We start from the raw sequence: 17,456 nt of genomic DNA on the forward strand, positions 1-17,456 counted from the left end.
CGCTCCCACGTAACTCGCACTTAATTTCCTCGCGTCGGGTCTTGCCGCGCTCCGCGCATCAGCTCCCGGGCGCCAAGTTCGAACAGCTCCGCGGCAACCGAAAGCCCAAGCTCTCGTGCTCGACCGGGAGTGCCGATGCCGGACGCGCGGATCACGTCGGACCCGTCCAGCGCCGCCACGCAGCCACGCAGCGACAGCTCTTCAAAGATCCGGCCTTCCTCATCGATGGACTCGACCACTTCAGCGATCGCGCCCACCGGTGCGGAGCAGCCGGCCTCCAGTTCGGCCAACAGAGTTCGCTCCGCGGTGACCGACGCGCGCGTGTCCGCGTCGTCCAGCTCCGCCAGCACCGCCGCCAACCGGGTGTCACCGGCACGGCATTCGACGGCGAGCGCGCCCTGAGCCGGTGCTGGCAACATCTGCACCGGCTCTAGCGTCTCGGTGACGTCATCGAGGCGACCGAGTCGGGCCAGGCCCGCCCGGGCCACCACGATCGCGTCAAGATCACCACTGCTTACCCTGTTCAACCTGGTATCTAGGTTGCCTCGTAGGGGGCGGATTTCCAAACCGAGACCCAATGCTCTAAGCTGCGCGGCCCGCCGCGGCGAGGAGGTACCCACCAGCGAACCCGGTGGCAACTCCCCCAGCACCAGTCCGTCCCGGGCTACCACCGCGTCACGCGGGTCGTTGCGCACGGGTATGGCGGCCACAGCAAACCTCGGGTCGTCGGCCGTCGGCAGGTCCTTGTGGGAGTGCACCGCGGCGTCCACGCGGCCCTCTTCCATGGCCTCGCGCAGCGCGGTGGTGAAGACACCCACCCCCAAGGATTCGATGGGTCCCGACGACCGGTCCCCGGCCGTGGTGATGGTCACCAGCTCCGCCGGGTGACCCAGCGCGATGAGGGCGTCTCTGACGACGCCGGCCTGGGTGGTGGCCAGCAGGCTGCCCCGCGTGCCTATCCGGATCACGTTCGCCAATCGGCTACTCGGCAGGTTGCTGCGGGGTGCCCGCGTCGAAACCGTTTGCTATGACTGGCAATTCGCCCGCGGCCACGGCGTCGACGGCGGTCTGGTCGAGTTCGAAAAGCTCGCGCAACGCCTCGGCGTAGCTGTCGCCGCCGGGGGCGCTGGCGAGCTGCTTGATGCGCACAGTAGGGGCGTGCAGCAGCTTGTCCACTACCCGCCGCACGGTGCGGGCGACCTCTTCGCGCTGCGCGCTGGCGAGCCCGGGGAGCCGGTTGTCCAGGCGCAGCAGCTCGGCTTCGACCACATCGGCGGCGCGCTGGCGCAGCGCCGTCACCGTCGGGGTGACCTCGGCCATCCGCTGGCCGGCCAGGTAGGCGGCAACTTCGGTGGCCACGATGGTGCGGGCCGCGTCGACGTCGGCGGCCGCGGCGTGGGCCGAGGGCTCGTGCTGCACGCGGTCCACGTCGACGACCCACACGCCGGGCAGGCCGGCCACCGCCGGGTCCACGTCGCGCGGCATGCCCAGGTCGCAGATCACCAAGGGGTCGGTGGTCTCATCGACGATCGAGCGGTTCGCGGCCGCGAGCGCGTGGTGCACGTCGGCCAGCGAGACCACCGGGCTCACCGCCCCGGTGCAGCTCACCACCACGTCGGCACCCGCCAGGACGTCGGTCAGCTGCTCCAATGGCAGCGCGTCGGCCCGCACACCGGTTTCGCGGATCTTGCGGACCAGGCGCTGCGCCCGGGACAGCGACCGGTTGAGCACGTGAACCTGGGCGATGCCGGCGCGAGACAGATGCGCCGCGGCCAGGGCGCCCATCGCCCCGGCGCCGACCAGCACGGCGGTCCGGCCCGACAGCCCGCCCAGCCGGCGTTCGGCCATGTTCAGGGCAACCGACACCACGGAGGCGCCGGCGGCGTCGATGGCGGTCTCGGAATGCACCCGCTTGCCGACCGAGAGCGCGCGTTGGGCCAGCTCGTGCAGGACGCGGCCGACGGTGCGATTGGTCTCGGCGGTGGCGTACGCGCGGCGCACCTGACCGAGCACCTGCTGCTCTCCGATCACCGCCGAATCCAGGCCGCTGGCTACCGCGAACAGATGCTCGACGGCGGCCTCGCTGTACCGGACGTAGGCATATTTGGTGAGGTCGGTCATCGACATCCCGGAATGCTCCGAGAGCACCTGTCCGATCACCGCGAGCCCGCCGTGGAACGCGTCCACCACCGCGTAGACCTCGACCCGGTTGCATGTCGACAGCACCATCGCCTCGGTCACCAGCGGCGACTGCAGCACCCGGTCGACGATCTTGCCTTGATCGGACTCGTCGATGCTGAGTTGTTCCAGGACGGAGACCGGCGCACTGCGGTGCGAAACCCCGAAGAGCAAGACGCTCACGGCAGCATCACCTGGCCAGCTCCCTTGCATCCTCCAGTAACTGAACTGCTGTCCACGGTAAACGTTTATCAGCTGGGCTACCAAATAATTGCCCCACGGCCACCCGGCCGCCTCGTCAGCGGGCGAGATCCGCGCGCAGCCGGGGCTCGTCGAGCTCCCAGTAGCTGTGTTCGCGCCCGTCGAGCAGGACCACCGGCAGCCGGTCGCCGAACTCGGCGCGCAGCGCGGGGTTGCCGTCCGCGGCCGCGGCGTCGACGTCGGTCGTCGACAAATCGAAGCCCAGCTCACCGGCCAAAACGACCAGCCGGGCGTGGATGCGCTCGCAGATGGTGCACCCGTCGCGGGTCAACAACTCCACATGCGGGCGGCCGGTCGCTCGGGTCATGGGAATCAGTGTGTCATCAGCGACTTGTGGGGGCGTCTACCAGGAGTTATGTTCCGGCTATGGCCGACAACACGGTGCGGGTCGATCCGGTGGTGATGCAGGGCGCCGCCGTCTCGCTGAGCGGTGCGGCCGAGCATCTTTCGGCTCAGCTGTCCCAGCTCGACGATCAGGTGGGTCAGATGCTGGGTGGTTGGCAGGGGGCGGCCGGGGGTGCCTATGCCTCGGCATGGGAGCTGTGGCACAAGGGCGCCCGGGAGGTCGAGCTCGGGTTGTCGATCCTGGCGCATCTGGTCGGCGAGGCCGGCGGCGCGTATCACAGCAACGAGGCAGCGTCCGCCCAGGCCGAGCGGGCAGTGCGCGATGCCTGAGGCGTTTCGGGTTGATCCGCAGGCGTTGGCCGACGCGGTGCAGCGGATGGCGGCGTTTCAGCGCTACGCCGAAGACATGATTGCCGAAATCGATTCTCGCGTAACGCGTTTGCATGGGACGTGGACGGGTGAGGCCGCGGCGGCCCACGCCGAGGCGCATCAGCACGGGGTGCGCGGCGAGGCGATGATGCGCGAGGCGCTGGGGCAACTGGAGAAGGTGGCCACGACAGCGCACGGCAACTACACCGGCGCGATGTCGACGAATCTCGGTATGTGGTCGTGAATACATGGCGCCGCTGGCGTGTGACCCGACTGCCCTAGATCGCGCCGGCGCCACGGTACTGTCCACCGGCGAGTCGCTGGGATCGGTGATCTCGGCCCTGACCACGGCGCTCGCGGGCAGCGCGGGCATGGCCGGTGACGATCCCGTCGGTGCGGCGCTGGGCCGCACGTACAACGGCGCAGCGGCCAAGGTCATCGAGGCGATGACCAGTACCCGCAACGGACTCTGCAGCATCGGCGACGGCGTGCGGATGTCGGCACACAACTATGCGCACGCCGAGGCGATGTCGTATGTGACGGGCCGCGCCGAAGGCTTGCCGACGCCGCCAGTGACCGCGCCATTGGCCGCGCCGTCGCATCCGCCGTCGGCGGTGGGCGCCGGCAGCGCTGCCCCGGCGGGCTGGAGCTGGGTTGCGCCGTATATCGGAATGATCTGGCCCACTGGCGATTCGGCGAAGTTGCGTGCCGCCGCGGCGGCGTGGACGACGGCGGGCGTCAACTTCATGACGACCGAGATCGCGGCCGGCGGCGGGAGCATGGCCGCCATTGCCGCGCAGCAGATTCCCGAGGCCGCGGCCATCAACAAAGCGTTGGCCGATGCGTCGGGAGCCACGGCCAGCGTTGCGCAGCAATGCCAAACGATTGCCGCGCAACTCAACAGTTACGCGGCCCAGATCGACAAGGTCCACGCGGCGATCCTCGATTTGTTGTCCCGCATCTGCGACCCGATGACCGGGATCAAAGAAGTGTGGGACCTCCTGACCGACGAAGACGAAGACGAGATCAAAAGGATCGCCGACGACATCAAAACGGTGGTCGACAGCTTTTCCCGGGAAGCCGAAACGCTGGGCGGCCAGATCGAGGCCACCATGTCGGCGGCGGCCACCGCGGCAGAAGATATGGCCCACTGGGCGGGTAAGGAGTGGGACCACTTTTTACACGGAACGCCAGTCGGCAGGGCACTGAATCAGGTGGGCCAGACCGTCAAAGGTTTCGGCGTCGAAGGCTACGGCTTTCTTGAGCAGCTCGCGAAGTTCAGCCCGAATCGGCTCCAGACCGATCCGATCGGCTACGCCAAAGACGTGTACGGCATGGTCTCCGGGGCCGCGCCGCTCGTCGGCTTGGGCCCTGACGGAGGGCCCGGCGTCGCCGACTCGTGGAAGTCGCTCGGTAAGGACGTCACCCACTGGGACGAGTGGGGGTCCAACCCGGCCGAAGCGCTCGGCAAGACCCTTTTTGATGGATTGACCTTGGCCTTGCCTGGCGGACCACTCTCCAAGGTGGGCAAAGCGGGAAGCCGGGCGGCCGATGTGCTGAAGGGTTTGAAGAAGCCGCCTGAGATTCCTCAGCCTCCGTCGATCAAGCCGCCGGAGGTCAAGGCGCCGGAGGTCAAGCCGCCGGAGCCGGGTCGTCCCGCGCCGGCTCCTTCGGGCAAACCGGCACCGGGCCCCGCCGACGGTCCCCTGCCGCACAGCCCCACCGAATCCAAGCCGCCGGTTGGCGGGACACCGCACAGCGGCGAGCCGAAACCAATTGCGGTCCCACCAGAATCGGGCGGCAAGCCACCGGTATCGGCCCCCGCAGAAGGCACACCACCACCCCACCCGCCGCCGCACGAGCCTGCGCCTACGCGGGTCCCACCTGCGGAGCCGGCAGCGGTCACGCCCGCCGCTTCGGCGCCCGCTGCTTCGATGCCGGCGGCCTCGGCTCCTTCGATGCCATCGATGCCGGAGCCGCCGTCGCTTCCCTCTGTCCCGGCGGGCGGCCTCCCCGAAGCGCCTCCCGGCCTCGGCGAGGTGCCTTATGGCGGAGAACCTCCTGCCCATCCGCCCGAGCCGCATGGCGGCGGTTCACACCCGCACGGCGATGGGAACGGGGCTGACCTTCCCAGTAACGGGGCGCGTCCGTCGGACTCCGGCCCGAACGAAACCCCAAAGGAGCCTCCTTTTAACGGGGACCAGCCACCTGACCAAGGACAGCATCAACCGGAGGAAGTCCCCGGTCACGGGATTCCGCAAGACGAGATGCCGCAAGGCGAGAGGCACACGATAAGCGGGCATGGAAGTTACGATCCCGACAGCGGCTTCTTTACTGTGCCGAAAGGCTCAAGTATTACGACTTTTGCCGAACACGGCTCGACCATCACTGACTCACTGGGCAATCTCATCGAGACCGGCGGAGACACCTCCGGCGTTTATTCCAAGACGTTTAAAACAGGCGAGCTTATACCAAACTATACAATACATCCGCCGGATGGGTTAAGCATTCTGGGATCACCACAGACCGTGACGAGTCCTACCCTCATCAGTCAGCTTATCCACGAAAACATGGGCCCCGTCGATTTGGCTGTATGCACATTTGACCCAACTTCGCCGACTGGCAAGGTGTATCACGTACATGGCATATATGATAAATTCAATGACAAGTTCACGCCGTACGAAAGGTATAAACATTGACGGCACCACACAACGCTGGAATCGATGAACTGATTGATTTCGCTGCCCAACAAAAGTCGCCGGAGGCAGATCGACGTCTTTTTTTGGCACTTCGTGGTGTCGAATTATTTTTCCCTCGAACGACAGTTGAACATGAGGGGAAGCGGCTGAACGCCACCCCATTGCTCCGATTGCCCGACGGCACAAATGCCATGATGCTGTATACATCGGAAGACCACCCAGATCTGCCCAACACCTTCGCCGGAGGTGCATTCGAAGACGCGCTTGCCGCAGCGCTCGACATGCCGGACCTAGACTGGGTGATCGTCTGCAATCGTACGTCGCAATGGGTGGGGATTAACAAACAACAAATAACCGAAGTCCTCGATGTTCTGCGATCTAGAGAAACTCACGTGAATAAACTCTCTGACCTTCCGCCGGATAACGAGAATGTGGTCGAAAACCTGATAACACGCGCTCTTCACACGCCGCCGGAAAAACTCTCGCCATCGATCGGATCTGTGCTTCGAGGACGCGAGATATTCATTGAGCTAGCGAAAGAGCAAAGCGAAGACGGCCAACCGATTATGAAAACGTTTGCCGTTCAGCACATGCCACGGGTAATACGCGCGTATACGACGCGAACACGCCCAGGGATCAGATACGGGGGCATGAAGTGGGAGGCGCTCAAGGATATGCTGAGAACCACCACCGAGCTCGACGGGGTCCAGATCGTCAACAACGCCGATGACTGGGTGATCTTCGATCGTGAATCACTGACCGCCAGCGGAACAGACGATTCATAAACGTCTTTGCAGCAGACACATCCACATAACATTCGGTCGCCCGCGGTGCCCTCGGCTTCCTCTACTCTCAACCCTGGTGCCAGCTGTTCGGGCAACTAGGACGATTATCGAAATGATGGAGCGCTGACTACTGTTGGCTCACACCTTCTTGTCATGATGGGAGTCCTCAATGAGCAAAAAGATTGCCGGTAAGACTTTTTCGACGCCAGAAGAAGCCGGTGTCAGCGCGCCAACAGAAGAAGAATTAGCGCGCGCAAGAAAGGCCTTCGACGAATTTCAGGCCAGAGTCGACACTGTTGCGCCAGAAGACCGCAAAACAGACGTCTCGCCGAAATTTTGGGATGACACATCCGGTACCGAGTGGGATCCCAACAAGGAAGCTTAGGGCCGTTTCCTGCACTGACGCCCACGGACAAGTCTTGTCGCGCCCCGACCAACCCGGCCTGCCCAGCCACGAGTGTGACGCTGCAGTCACACTCGGCGTCGAACGTGACGCCAGCGTCACACTCGGCGGCCCGAGCCATCAGCCCGGCAGCCCGGCAGCTCGGCAGCCGGGGCATCAGCTCGGCAGCCCGGCAGCCCGGCAGCTCGGCAGCCCGGGGCATCAGCCCGGCAGCCATACCCGCCCCCACGCCAACTGCCCGATAGGGTTGGATATCGGGCACCCGCCGGGTCACCAGGCACCACAGCGATCTAGGAGGTTGGGCGATGACTTCCTCTGACCCGGTCAACGCAGACCACACCGGTTACGTTGACTTGGAGTCGCTGGGCGCGGACGCCAGCGCGGCCCGCGCGATCGAGGGCATGCAGGAGGAAGCCGCCGCCGCCCCGGACCGTCCGCAACCCCCGGTCGACCTCACCGCCGCCGCCTTCTTCGACGTCGACAACACCTTGGTGCAGGGCTCCTCGGCGGTGCATTTCGGTCGTGGGCTGGCCACGCGCAACTACTTCACCTATCGCGATGTGATCGGATTCATCTACGCCCAGGCCAAGTTTCAGGTCCTCGGCAAGGAAAACAGCAACGACGTCGCCGCTGGCCGGCGCAAGGCGCTCGCCTTCATCGAGGGCCGGTCGGTCGAGCAGCTGGTGGCCCTGGGCGAGGAGATCTACGACGAGATCATCGCCGACAAGATCTGGCCCGGCACTCGCGAGCTGACTCAAATGCATCTGGACGCCGGCCAGCAGGTGTGGCTGATCACCGCCACGCCCTACGAGCTCGCCGCGACCATTGCGCGACGGCTCGGCCTGACCGGCGCGCTGGGCACCGTCGCGGAATCGGTCGACGGCGTCTTCACCGGCAGGCTGGTCGGCGACATCCTGCACGGCACCGGCAAGGCGCACGCGGTGCGGTCGCTGGCAATCCGCGAGGGGCTCAACCTGAAACGCTGCACCGCCTACTCCGATAGCTACAACGACGTGCCCATGCTGTCGCTGGTGGGGACCGCGGTCGCCATCAATCCCGACGCCCGCCTGCGCGCGCTGGCACGGGAGCGCGGATGGGAGATTCGCGACTTCCGCACCGCCCGCAAAGCGGCCCGGATCGGGGTGCCGTCGGCATTGGCGCTGGGCGCGGCCGGCGGTGCGCTGGCCGCGGTGGCCTCTCGACGGCAATCACGCTGATAGGCTGCGCCGCGCAGACATATTCGAGCGGAGAGCACAGCGGCATGACAGTCCCCAAAGAAGCCGAAGGACTCATCGGCAGCCATTACCGCGCACCGGACTACTTCGAGGTCGGGCGCGAAAAGATCCGTGAGTTCGCCCTGGCGATCAAAGACGACCACCCGGCGCATTTCGACGAGAATGAATCCCGGAGGGCCGGGTATACCGACATGGTGGCGCCGTTGACGTTCCTCGCGATCGCCGGGCGCCGCGTTCAGTTGGAGATCTTCACGAAGTTCAGCATCCCCATCAACATCGCCAGGGTCATTCACCGTGACCAGAAGTTCAAGTTCCACCGCCCGATCCTGGCTCACGATAGGCTTTTCTTCGACACCTACCTAGACTCGGTGATCGAGTCCCACGGCACCGTGCTGGCGGAAATCCGCAGCGAAGTGACCGATGCCGATGGAAAGCCGATCGTCACCAGCGTTGTCACAATGCTGGGGGAAGCCGCAAGCCAAGCCGAGACCGAGGCAACCGCCGCGGCGGTCGCATCAATATCCGCAGGAAAGTTAGGGGCGTTGTAAATGTCACTACAGGGGGAAACCGGAACGCAGCTGCACCCGCCGGTCGAGGCGGTGCGATCGCACTACGACAAGTCGAACGAGTTCTTCAAGCTGTGGCTTGACCCGTCGATGACCTACAGCTGCGGTTACTTCGACGAAAACCCGGACCCACAGAATCTGACCAAGACGCTGGAAGAGGCGCAGTACGCCAAGCGCAAGCTCGCGCTGGACAAGCTGAACCTCGAGCCCGGCATGACGCTGCTCGACATCGGCAGCGGCTGGGGCTCGACGATGCGGCACGCGGTGGCGGAGTACGACGTCAACGTCATCGGGTTGACGCTGAGCGAGAACCAGTACGCCCACTGCGTGGCCGAGTTCGACAAGATGGACAGCCCCCGCCGTAAAGAGGTGCGGATCCAGGGCTGGGAGGAATTCCCAGGCGACGTGCCGATCGACCGGATCGTGTCGCTGGGCGCGTTCGAGCACTTCGCCGACGGCGCCGGTGACGCCGGGTACGAGCGCTACGCCACCTTCTTCAAGAAGTACTACGACCTGCTGCCCGACGACGGCCGCATGCTGCTGCACTCGATCGTGGTCCCCACCCGCGAAGAGGGCAACGCGATGGGCCTGAAGGTCAACATGACCCTGCTGCGGTTCATCAGCTTCATCCTGAAGGAGATCTACCCCGGCGGAAAGCTGCCCCAGGTCGACCTGGTTGACAAGTACGCGACGGACGCGGGTTTCAAGATCGAGCGACACCACTTCATCGGCAAGAACTACGTGCCGACCCTGACCGCCTGGGGCGATGCGCTCGAAGCGCACAAGGAAGAGGCGATCGCCCTCAAGGGGCAGGAGACCTACGACATCTACCTGAAGTACCTGAGGGGCTGCTCGGATCTGTTCCGCGACGGCTACACCAACGTCTGCCAGTTCACCATGGTGAAGTAGTCGACTACTTCAAAGGTCAACGCCGCCACGGGTTTCCGTGGTGGCGTTTCCTTTTGGGCGCGCCGCCGTTCAGCCGAAGTCAGCCGAAGAAGATGTTGCGACGGCCGGCCAGCAACCGGTAGAGCGTCTGCTGGATCGTCTCGCGCACCTGATCGGTCAGCTCAAAAGTGACCATCGGGTCGTCGGCGTCGGAGGCCGCGTAGTCGTCGGTGTAGATCGGCTCACCGAAGGCGATGTGCCATTTCGACGGCAGCGGCACCAGGCCCATGGGCCCGGCCAACGGGAACAGCGGAGTGATCGGGAAGTACGGCAGCCCGAACAGCCGTGCCAGCAACTTGACGTCGGTCAGCATCGGGTAGATCTCTTCGGAACCGATGATTGAGCAGGGGATGATCGGCGCCTTGGTCCGCAGCGCGGCGGTGACGAATCCGCCGCGGCCGAACCGCTGCAGCCGGTAGCGGTCCTCGAAGCGCTTCCCCAGCCCCTTGTAGCCCTCGGGGAACACGGCGGTGAGCTCGCCGGCGGCGAGCAGCCGGTGCGCGTCCGTCGTGCAGGCCATGGTGTGGCCGGCCTTGCGGGCCGCTTCGCCCACCACGGGCAGGTCGAACACCATGTCGGCGGCGAGCAGTCGCAGCTCGCGGTGCGCGGGGTGCTCGTCGTGCACGGCCACCGACAGCATCAGCCCGTCGAACGGCAGCACCCCGGCGTGATTGGCGACCACCAGCGCGGCGCCGTCGGCGGGCAGGTTCTCGATCCCGCTGACCTCGACCCGGAACCAGGACCGGAAGAACACCCGCAACAACGGCCGGACGATCGCGCTGTTGAAGTGCGGATCGAAACCGAACTCGTCGACGCTGTAGTCACCCGTCAGCCGCTGGCGGAGGAATGCGGCCACCGACGCGACGCGCTGCGCCAGCTCATTCAGCGGCGCCTCGCCGGGCGATGCCCCCGTGGCACGGCGGTGCTCGTCGATTTCGCGAACCACCGCGGCGATCTGCTCCGCCGAGGCGCGGCCGCGCGGATCGGTCAGTAACGAGGGGTGCTGGCGGGCCGAGTCTGCCCTCTGGTCGGCTCTCCGACGCGCTGCGACACGGCCCCGATTCGTATGCAGTGGAATGACATTCGCTCTGGTTTCACCCGCCACGATACCTACCTGACCCCACCCCACGGAATTGGATTTCGGCTACCCCAGCGCTGGGCTAGAGATATGGCGCGACTCTCCAAGGAGCGTACCCGATGTGGGTCGATTATGGGAGTCAGGCCTCGGCCGCGAACATAGTCGTCAAAGGCCTCCGCCGTCGTCCATTTCGGCTGGTAGTTGAGTTCTGAGCGCATCCGGCTGGTGTCCATGACGCGGCCGTAACTCAAATAATCGAACTGATCGCGACTGATCTCGTTGTAGCGATTGGCGCGGCGCAACGAGTCCAGGGCCCAGACGCCGAAACCCGGTACGGGCAAAGGGATTCGGCCCGCCCGACGGATCGCCTGCGACAGCATGATGATGCCGTCGGCGCCGATGTTGAAGGTTCCCGCCTTGCCGGCCATGGCCGCGCGCTCCAGCGCGCCGAGGGCGTCCTGCTCGTGCAGCAACTGCAGCCGGGCGTCGCGGCCGAACATCGTCGGCACCAAAGGCCCGGCGAGATAACGCGACAGCGTGGTGTCCATCGCCGGGCCGATCATGTTGGCCAGCCGCAAGATCGTCACGGCGATGTCGGGCCGGCGCCGCCCCAATCCGCGCGCATAGGCCTCGATGTCGAGGCTGTCCTTGGCGAAACCGTCGCGGAACGGACGACGGCTGGTGCTGTCCTCGGTGAACATCACCGGATCGTGGGCGCTCGAGCCGTACACCTCCGACGTCGACTTGAGCACCACGCGGCGCACCGAGGGCGCCTTTTGACAGGCCGCGAACAGCTGCATCGCGCCCATCACGTTGATTTCTTTCAACGCCGCGGTGCCGCCGGACCGCGGAGCGTACGACGCGGCGGCCGCGTGCACCACCGTGTCGACGTCGCCGTTGCGAATCACCTTGGCAATGAAGGGGTTACGGATGTCGGCGCGGACGAACTCGGCGCGCCCCATCCGGCGCAGCATGTCCTTGCTGGGGGCGATCGCGTCCACCGCGATGACCCCTTTGATCATCGGGTTCTGCGCTAGCCGAGCCGTCAGGTAGCCGCCCAGAAACCGGCAGGCACCGGTGACCAGCACGATTTTGGGGTAATGCGCCGCGTTGCCGGCGGTGTCGTCCGGCCCGGTGTTCTCCCCATTCGACCCATCCACCCGGTCAGCCTAGCGGTCGGCGAGACGGCGGCACTATGGCGCGAAGCGACCAGTTAGGGCCTTTTTACGGTGGCCTTATGGCGGCCTTAGGAAGGCCGCCGCGGGAGTTACTTGCCGAGTTTTCTGCGCTGCACCCGGGTGCGACGCAGCAGCTTGCGGTGCTTCTTCTTCGACATACGCTTGCGCCGCTTCTTGATTACTGAACCCATGAACTCCGCTATCTAGACCGAGACCTGCTTCAAAGATTGGACCCGGACACTTTACCCAGCCGGACGCACCCAACGCCAAACCGCGTCGCGTGATCACCGCGGAGCCGCGAAGCCAGGTGCCGCCCGCGAGCGGCCACCGGTTCGGGTCAGCCCGCGTCGAAGTAGGACGTCTCCAGCATGTCGTGGACGGCCTTGGCGTGCACCCGGAAGGACCGACCCACCCGGACCGCGGGTAGTTCGCCGTTGTGCACCAACCGGTAGACCGTCATCTTGGAGACCCGCATCAACGCGGCCACCTCGGCGACGGTGAGAAATTGCGTCCTGCCCTGCTGGCCATCGACGGAACCGGTGTCCCGCGGCTTACCTGCAGAATCTCGCGTTGATGGCCCATTCGTAGACGTCATCGCTACCCAATCGTGTCAGGCACGCGCATGCCAGCGGCTTCCCCTCCGCTGGCACCGACACGTGCTTACAAAGAGGAGAATAGCGGGACTGATGGGGTTACTGGTACTGGTGGGGGACAATCAGTTCAAAAATCTTGGATTACTCTGATGTAATTCTTAGCTGCTCAGAGCGCATTTTGGCGGCCTGAACCGCCGCATCCACGGCCGCTCGCAGGCCTCCCCGTTCCAGCTCACGCAGGGCCGCCGCGGTGGTGCCGCCGGGGGACGTCACGGTCGCCCGCAGCTGCGTCGCGGTGGCGTCCACCCGCATCCCGGGCGCCTCGGCCTCGGAAAGCCGGCGATCGGCGTCCATCCGTTCCAGCAGCATCGCCGCCGCGCCGGCCATGGTCTGCGCGGTCAGATCGCCCGCCACCTCGCGGCTCAGCCCCGCCGCAACGCCGGCGTCGATGAGCGCCTCGACCATCAGGAAGAAATACGCGGGACCCGAGCCCGACAGCGCGGTGACGGCGTCCATTTGGCCCTCGGGGACGCTCAGCACCCCGCCGACGGAGTCGAACAGGGCCGAGACGCCCTCCAGCTGCGGCGGGGTGACGAACCTGCCCTTGGCCAGGGCCGTGACGCCCGCGCCGACCAGCGCCGCGGTGTTGGGCATTGCCCGCACCACCGGCGTCCCGGCCGGGAGTTTGGCTTCGAAGTAGGCGATGGTGACGCCGGCCGCGACCGTGACGAAGACCTGCTCGGCGGTATCGCTCTCCGCCGCGGCGGCCGCCCGCGCGACCTCCGACATCACCGACTCCACGTCGGCGGGCTTCACCGCGACCACGACGAACGACGCGTTTTCCACCGCCTCGGCCACCGAGGTGATGAGCACCGAATAGGTGTCGGCCAGATACTTGGCGCGCTCGGGCACCCGCTCGACCACCACCAGGTCCTTGACCTGCCGGCCCGCGCGCAGCAGACCCGACAGCAGTGCCTCCCCGATGCTGCCGCCACCGATGATCGCGATTCTTGCCATGCCGGACAGCATCGCAGACACCGCCGGCTAGCGAGCGGCAGGGACCAACGCCAGCTGGCGGGCCTGCACCACCAGGCGCCCGAGGCTGTCGACGACCGTGTGGTCCTCGTCGAACCAGTCGTGCCCGATCTCGGTGCAGGTCGCGATGATGCGCAGCCAGCCGTCGGCGGGCAACCCCCGCAGGAAGGCGGTGAGCTGGATGGTGGGCGCCCAACCGGTGCGGTCCACGGCGAAGGTCACCGGCGCCGACAGGTCGCCGCACATGAGAGCGAACAGCGCGTCCGGGGCCACGCCGCGGGGGCGTGCCCACATCTGGATCACCGGCGGGCGCCCGTCGTCGCGGACCTGCATCGTCGACAACACCGGCCGCACGTCGCAACCCTCGCCCAGGTGCACCAGGCCGGCCAGCGGATGCCCGGGGCCGATCGGCTCGATGTCGTCGGGTGGTTCGGGCGTCATCAGTTCGGCCACCGGGTTGGCCGACAGCAACGGCTTCACCGCGCCGTCGACCGGCCTGCTCGATGACCCGGCTCCTCCTCGGGCCGCTTCACGGCCCGCATCGTCGACCGGGTAATGCTCGGGCTCGCCGAGGTTGACCACGGCGTGCACCGCGGTGCGGTCACCCTGGGTGAGCTCGACGTCCACGACGCTGATCCGGCGGCCGCGCTTGCGGATCGACGTGACCAACTGCACCGGCCCCGGATCGGGCGCCCACAGGAAGCTCGCGGACACGGCGACCGGTTGCAGGTCCGGTCCGGCCGGCTGTCCGCCGCAGGCGGTGCGCGCGGCGTTGGCGCACAGGGCCAGCATCGCGCCGCCGTGCACCTTGGGACCGATGGTCCAGCGCTTGTCGAGCTCTCCTTCGTAAACGCCGGAACCGGCCTCCCGCAACGACATTGCGGTGGTGAATAACGCGTTCATGGACTTTTGCGGGTCTCCTGAATCATCAGCGCAGCAGATGCGTGCGGGCGAACTGCAGCGACTCGGCGAGCATGGCTTCGCGCTCATTGGCTGAGCGCGCGCTGGACGTCGACACCTCCAGGATGACGTGCCCGGCGAACTGGCCGCCGGCCAGCATCTGGCACACCTCGGCGGTGGGTTGGGTGCCGCGCCCGGGCACCAGGTGCTCGTCGGCGGGCAGACCGTTACCGTCGCACAGGTGCAGGTGGACCAGGCCGGCACCCATCCGCTGGGCCATGTCCAGCGAGTCGGTGCCCGCCGTCGCGGTGTGGGACAGGTCCAGCGTGTAGTGCGCGTGGTTGCCGTCGAGCGGGTCGTAGGAGGGCGCGAACGCCGAAATCGCCGGGCCGGGGCCGCCCCCGCGCCGTCGCATCCGTTCCAGCGACTGGCCGGCCCCGAAGAGCCGGTCCGCCCGGAACGGGAACATGTTCTCCACCGCGACCATCACGTCGCTCGAGGCTTCCAGCTTCGCCACCTGTTCGCTGAACCCCTCGGCGTAGCGCCGCTGCCAGCGAAACGGCGGATGCACGACGACGGTCTGCGCGCCCAGCTGTTCGGCGACGCGCACGCTGCGGTCCAGCTTGGGGATCGGGTTGGGGCCCCACACCCGTTGCGAGATCAGCAGGCACGGCGCGTGCACCGACAGCACCGGCACGCGATAGCGCCTGGACAGCTTCTTGACCGCCGCGACGTCCTGGCTCGCCGATTCGGCCCAGACCATCAGCTCGACGCCGTCGTAGCCGAGCCGGGCCGCGTACTCGAAGGCGGCCTCGGCCCGCAACGGGTACACCGAAGCCGTGGAGAGGCCGACTTTGATGGCTGGGCGCACTGGATGTGGGCGCCGCTAGCCCGACTGCAACGACAGCGCCAGGGGCCCCAGGGTGATCAGCGCACCCACCGCGACCGCGATCAACGTGCTGGCGATGTCCTCGGTTTTGCGGACCACCCGAACCCCGACCACCAGGCCGAGGATGACCAGCACCGAGAGCACCAGCGCCACGATGCTGTTCCAGCGCCACAGTTGGTCGAAGGCCACGAACAGCCCGCCGCCGAACGCGACCGCCAGGATCGACTGCAGCACTACCACGGCGCCGCGCCACAGCGCGTCGAGCCTGCCCTCCGCCGGGTGAGCGTCGGCGCCCTCCGCATGAGCGTCCTCGTCCTCGAGGCCGAGCAGTCCGGTGTCGAGCGACCCCGCGCGCGCGGCGTCCCCGTCCTCGTCCAGATCCTCGTCCAGCGAGCCCGAGGACCGCAGGTAGGAGCGCACGTAGGCGGAGTCCTCCAGCGCGGGTTCGGCTTCACGCACGTCGGAATCCATCACGTCGACGGGGATGTCGGCGTAATGGTCCATCGGATCAGGACTCATGTCCTCGGCGCCGGAGGGCTCCTCGGGCCGGGCGGTCCCGTTGGCCAAGGGCCGCGGGTATGCGCTGCGCTCGGGGCCCGGCACCCGCTTGGGCTGCGGCGGCGACTTGGGCCAGCGCGGCTCGGGCTCGGACCAGTAGGGGGTCTTGGGCTTGTCTTCTGTCACCGGCTCGGCGGCGACGTCCTCGGTGGGCGAGTCGGCGGGTTCGACGGCCTCGATGGTGTCGGTAGCGCCGTGTTCGGCGTCGTCGTCGTCGCGGACCACCGGGATTTCGCCGGTGAGCTCGGCGACGGTCACCGCGTCGCTGTCACCGCGGCGACGGCGGCGCCGCCGGGTGACCGCCGGGGCACCGATGGTTCCGTTTCTGGCCAGCAATTCGGCCACCGAGATCGGCCGAGTGCCCGGGCTCTCGGTCTCGGAGTGCGGTCCGGTCATGGTTTGTCGCCTCTCGATCGGTGCTGATTCCGATCAACTACCTGACCTCCAGCATTACGCACCGACGGGCCCATGAGGGCGGTTCCGTCGGCTTCACTGTCGAGTTTGCGCAGAATGAGACCTTCCCGTAATGCCCACGGGCAAATATCCACCACTTCGATCGACAGCGCTCGCATGCTCGCCTCCGCCACCAGCGCACCCGCCACGATCTGCGGGGCGCGCTCGGCGCTCACTCCTTCCAGTTCCGCCCGGTCGGCGGTCGTCATCCTAGAGATGAAAGATATGAGTTGCCTGAGGCCGTTTGCTGTCAGCGTCCTCTTGACCCGCGGTCCGGCGCCCGACGGGGCCGCGCCGGTGAGCCGCGCCAGCGAGCGGAACGTCTTCGACGACGCCACCGCCAGGTCGGGACTGCCGGCGTCGAGGATCTTCGCGCTGGCCTCGGCGAGTTCGGCGTCCAGCCAATCCCGCAGCATCGCCACCCGGCGCCGCCCGGGCGGATCGTCGGGCAACCACTCGCGGGTCAACCGGCCGGCGCCCAGCGGCAGCGACATCGCGACTTCGGGCTCCTCGTCCAGGCCGCTGGACATCTCCAGCGAGCCGCCACCGATGTCGAGGTTGATGATCCGCCCCGCGCTCCACCCGTACCAGCGGCGCACCGCCAAAAAGGTCAGCCGCGACTCGTCGACTCCGGTCAGCACCCGCAACTCGACACCGGTCTCCTTGCGGACCCGGCTCAGCACGTCGTCGGAGTTGCCGGCATCACGGACCGCCGAGGTGGCGAAGGCCATCAGCTCCTCGCAGCCCGAACTGTCGGCGATCTTGGCGAATTCGTCGATTGTGGAGATCAGCTTCTCGGCACCACGTTTGGTGATCTTGCCGGCGCTGTCGGTGGCCTCGGCCAGCCGCAGGGTGGCCTTCGTCGAACTCATCGGCGTCGGATGACCGCCCCGGTGGGCATCGACCACCAGGAGATGCACCGTGTTGCTGCCCACGTCGAGAACGCCCAATCGCACGTAGACAACCTAACGGGGCGTCGCCGG

20 protein-coding genes are annotated in these 17,456 nt (G+C 66.7%); 8 read left to right on the forward strand and 12 right to left on the reverse strand.

What is annotated here, in order from left to right; all coding sequences use genetic code 11:
• Positions 1 to 20: 20 nt before the first annotated feature.
• The 3 genes from hemC to OCU_RS46895 form a co-directional block, all read right to left on the reverse strand.
• Positions 21 to 968, reverse strand: a complete 948-nt coding sequence (gene hemC / locus OCU_RS46885; RefSeq protein ID WP_008261156.1) for a hydroxymethylbilane synthase — start codon at positions 966 to 968, stop codon at positions 21 to 23.
• Between the two features lie 13 nt (positions 969 to 981).
• Positions 982 to 2,361 (reverse strand): glutamyl-tRNA reductase, encoded by a 1,380-nt coding sequence (locus OCU_RS46890; RefSeq protein ID WP_008261158.1) that lies wholly within the window; start codon positions 2,359 to 2,361, stop codon positions 982 to 984.
• Positions 2,362 to 2,476: 115 nt separating this feature from the next.
• Entirely contained in the window at positions 2,477 to 2,746 is a 270-nt protein-coding gene (locus OCU_RS46895; RefSeq protein WP_008261160.1) for a glutaredoxin family protein, read from the reverse strand.
• Positions 2,747 to 2,805: 59 nt separating this feature from the next.
• Between OCU_RS46895 and OCU_RS46900 the strand changes: the two genes are divergently transcribed.
• From OCU_RS46900 to OCU_RS46930, 8 genes are all read left to right on the forward strand, one after another.
• Positions 2,806 to 3,114 (forward strand): WXG100 family type VII secretion target, encoded by a 309-nt coding sequence (locus tag OCU_RS46900; protein ID WP_014381220.1) that lies wholly within the window; start codon positions 2,806 to 2,808, stop codon positions 3,112 to 3,114.
• Positions 3,107 to 3,397 carry a WXG100 family type VII secretion target gene (locus OCU_RS46905; protein WP_014381221.1) on the forward strand — a complete coding sequence of 97 codons (291 nt, stop codon included), beginning with the start codon at positions 3,107 to 3,109 and terminating at the stop codon, positions 3,395 to 3,397. The genes OCU_RS46900 and OCU_RS46905 overlap by 8 nt, the downstream gene beginning before the upstream one ends.
• A gap of 4 nt (positions 3,398 to 3,401) precedes the next feature.
• Positions 3,402 to 5,852 carry a putative adhesin gene (locus tag OCU_RS46910; protein ID WP_014381222.1) on the forward strand — a complete coding sequence of 817 codons (2,451 nt, stop codon included), beginning with the start codon at positions 3,402 to 3,404 and terminating at the stop codon, positions 5,850 to 5,852.
• Positions 5,849 to 6,637 (forward strand): hypothetical protein, encoded by a 789-nt coding sequence (locus OCU_RS51190; protein ID WP_014381223.1) that lies wholly within the window; start codon positions 5,849 to 5,851, stop codon positions 6,635 to 6,637. Before OCU_RS46910 ends, OCU_RS51190 begins: the two co-directional genes overlap by 4 nt.
• Before the next feature lie 169 nt (positions 6,638 to 6,806).
• Positions 6,807 to 7,022, forward strand: a complete 216-nt coding sequence (locus tag OCU_RS50735) for a hypothetical protein (RefSeq protein ID WP_014381224.1) — start codon at positions 6,807 to 6,809, stop codon at positions 7,020 to 7,022.
• Between the two features lie 323 nt (positions 7,023 to 7,345).
• Positions 7,346 to 8,257, forward strand: coding sequence for an HAD family hydrolase (locus OCU_RS46920; protein ID WP_008261172.1), 912 nt, complete (start codon positions 7,346 to 7,348; stop codon positions 8,255 to 8,257).
• Between the two features lie 44 nt (positions 8,258 to 8,301).
• Complete coding sequence (locus tag OCU_RS46925) at positions 8,302 to 8,823, forward strand: FAS1-like dehydratase domain-containing protein (RefSeq protein WP_009955042.1); 522 nt, start codon at positions 8,302 to 8,304, stop codon at positions 8,821 to 8,823.
• Positions 8,824 to 9,750 (forward strand): cyclopropane mycolic acid synthase family methyltransferase, encoded by a 927-nt coding sequence (locus tag OCU_RS46930; RefSeq protein ID WP_008261174.1) that lies wholly within the window; start codon positions 8,824 to 8,826, stop codon positions 9,748 to 9,750. It begins immediately after the preceding gene.
• Between the two features lie 79 nt (positions 9,751 to 9,829).
• Here the strand turns inward: OCU_RS46930 and OCU_RS46935 are convergent, their stop codons facing one another.
• The 9 genes from OCU_RS46935 to OCU_RS46970 all read right to left on the reverse strand — a co-directional run bounded on the left by OCU_RS46935 (position 9,830) and on the right by OCU_RS46970 (position 17,429).
• Complete coding sequence (locus tag OCU_RS46935) at positions 9,830 to 10,918, reverse strand: lysophospholipid acyltransferase family protein (RefSeq protein ID WP_193375126.1); 1,089 nt, start codon at positions 10,916 to 10,918, stop codon at positions 9,830 to 9,832.
• On the reverse strand, positions 10,900 to 12,027 hold the full coding sequence (locus OCU_RS46940; RefSeq protein ID WP_014381225.1) for an SDR family oxidoreductase: 1,128 nt from the start codon (positions 12,025 to 12,027) through the stop codon (positions 10,900 to 10,902). The genes OCU_RS46935 and OCU_RS46940 overlap by 19 nt, the downstream gene beginning before the upstream one ends.
• A 107-nt stretch (positions 12,028 to 12,134) precedes the next feature.
• Entirely contained in the window at positions 12,135 to 12,236 is a 102-nt protein-coding gene (locus OCU_RS50740) for a 30S ribosomal protein bS22 (protein ID WP_003402602.1), read from the reverse strand.
• 146 nt (positions 12,237 to 12,382) lie between these two features.
• Complete coding sequence (locus OCU_RS46945; protein ID WP_026071177.1) at positions 12,383 to 12,640, reverse strand: cell division/environmental response transcriptional regulator; 258 nt, start codon at positions 12,638 to 12,640, stop codon at positions 12,383 to 12,385.
• Between the two features lie 139 nt (positions 12,641 to 12,779).
• Positions 12,780 to 13,655, reverse strand: coding sequence for a pyrroline-5-carboxylate reductase (gene proC, locus OCU_RS46950; RefSeq protein WP_176476855.1), 876 nt, complete (start codon positions 13,653 to 13,655; stop codon positions 12,780 to 12,782).
• Between the two features lie 27 nt (positions 13,656 to 13,682).
• Complete coding sequence (locus OCU_RS46955) at positions 13,683 to 14,576, reverse strand: thioesterase family protein (protein ID WP_014381226.1); 894 nt, start codon at positions 14,574 to 14,576, stop codon at positions 13,683 to 13,685.
• A gap of 25 nt (positions 14,577 to 14,601) precedes the next feature.
• Positions 14,602 to 15,444 carry a sugar phosphate isomerase/epimerase family protein gene (locus OCU_RS46960; protein WP_020188428.1) on the reverse strand — a complete coding sequence of 281 codons (843 nt, stop codon included), beginning with the start codon at positions 15,442 to 15,444 and terminating at the stop codon, positions 14,602 to 14,604.
• Positions 15,445 to 15,459: 15 nt separating this feature from the next.
• Positions 15,460 to 16,416, reverse strand: coding sequence for a hypothetical protein (locus tag OCU_RS46965; protein WP_014381228.1), 957 nt, complete (start codon positions 16,414 to 16,416; stop codon positions 15,460 to 15,462).
• Positions 16,413 to 17,429 (reverse strand): Ppx/GppA family phosphatase, encoded by a 1,017-nt coding sequence (locus OCU_RS46970; RefSeq protein WP_008261202.1) that lies wholly within the window; start codon positions 17,427 to 17,429, stop codon positions 16,413 to 16,415. The genes OCU_RS46965 and OCU_RS46970 overlap by 4 nt, the downstream gene beginning before the upstream one ends.
• Positions 17,430 to 17,456 lie beyond the last annotated feature (27 nt).

This window comes from Mycobacterium intracellulare ATCC 13950 (genome assembly GCF_000277125.1).
Taxonomy (GTDB): domain Bacteria; phylum Actinomycetota; class Actinomycetes; order Mycobacteriales; family Mycobacteriaceae; genus Mycobacterium; species Mycobacterium intracellulare.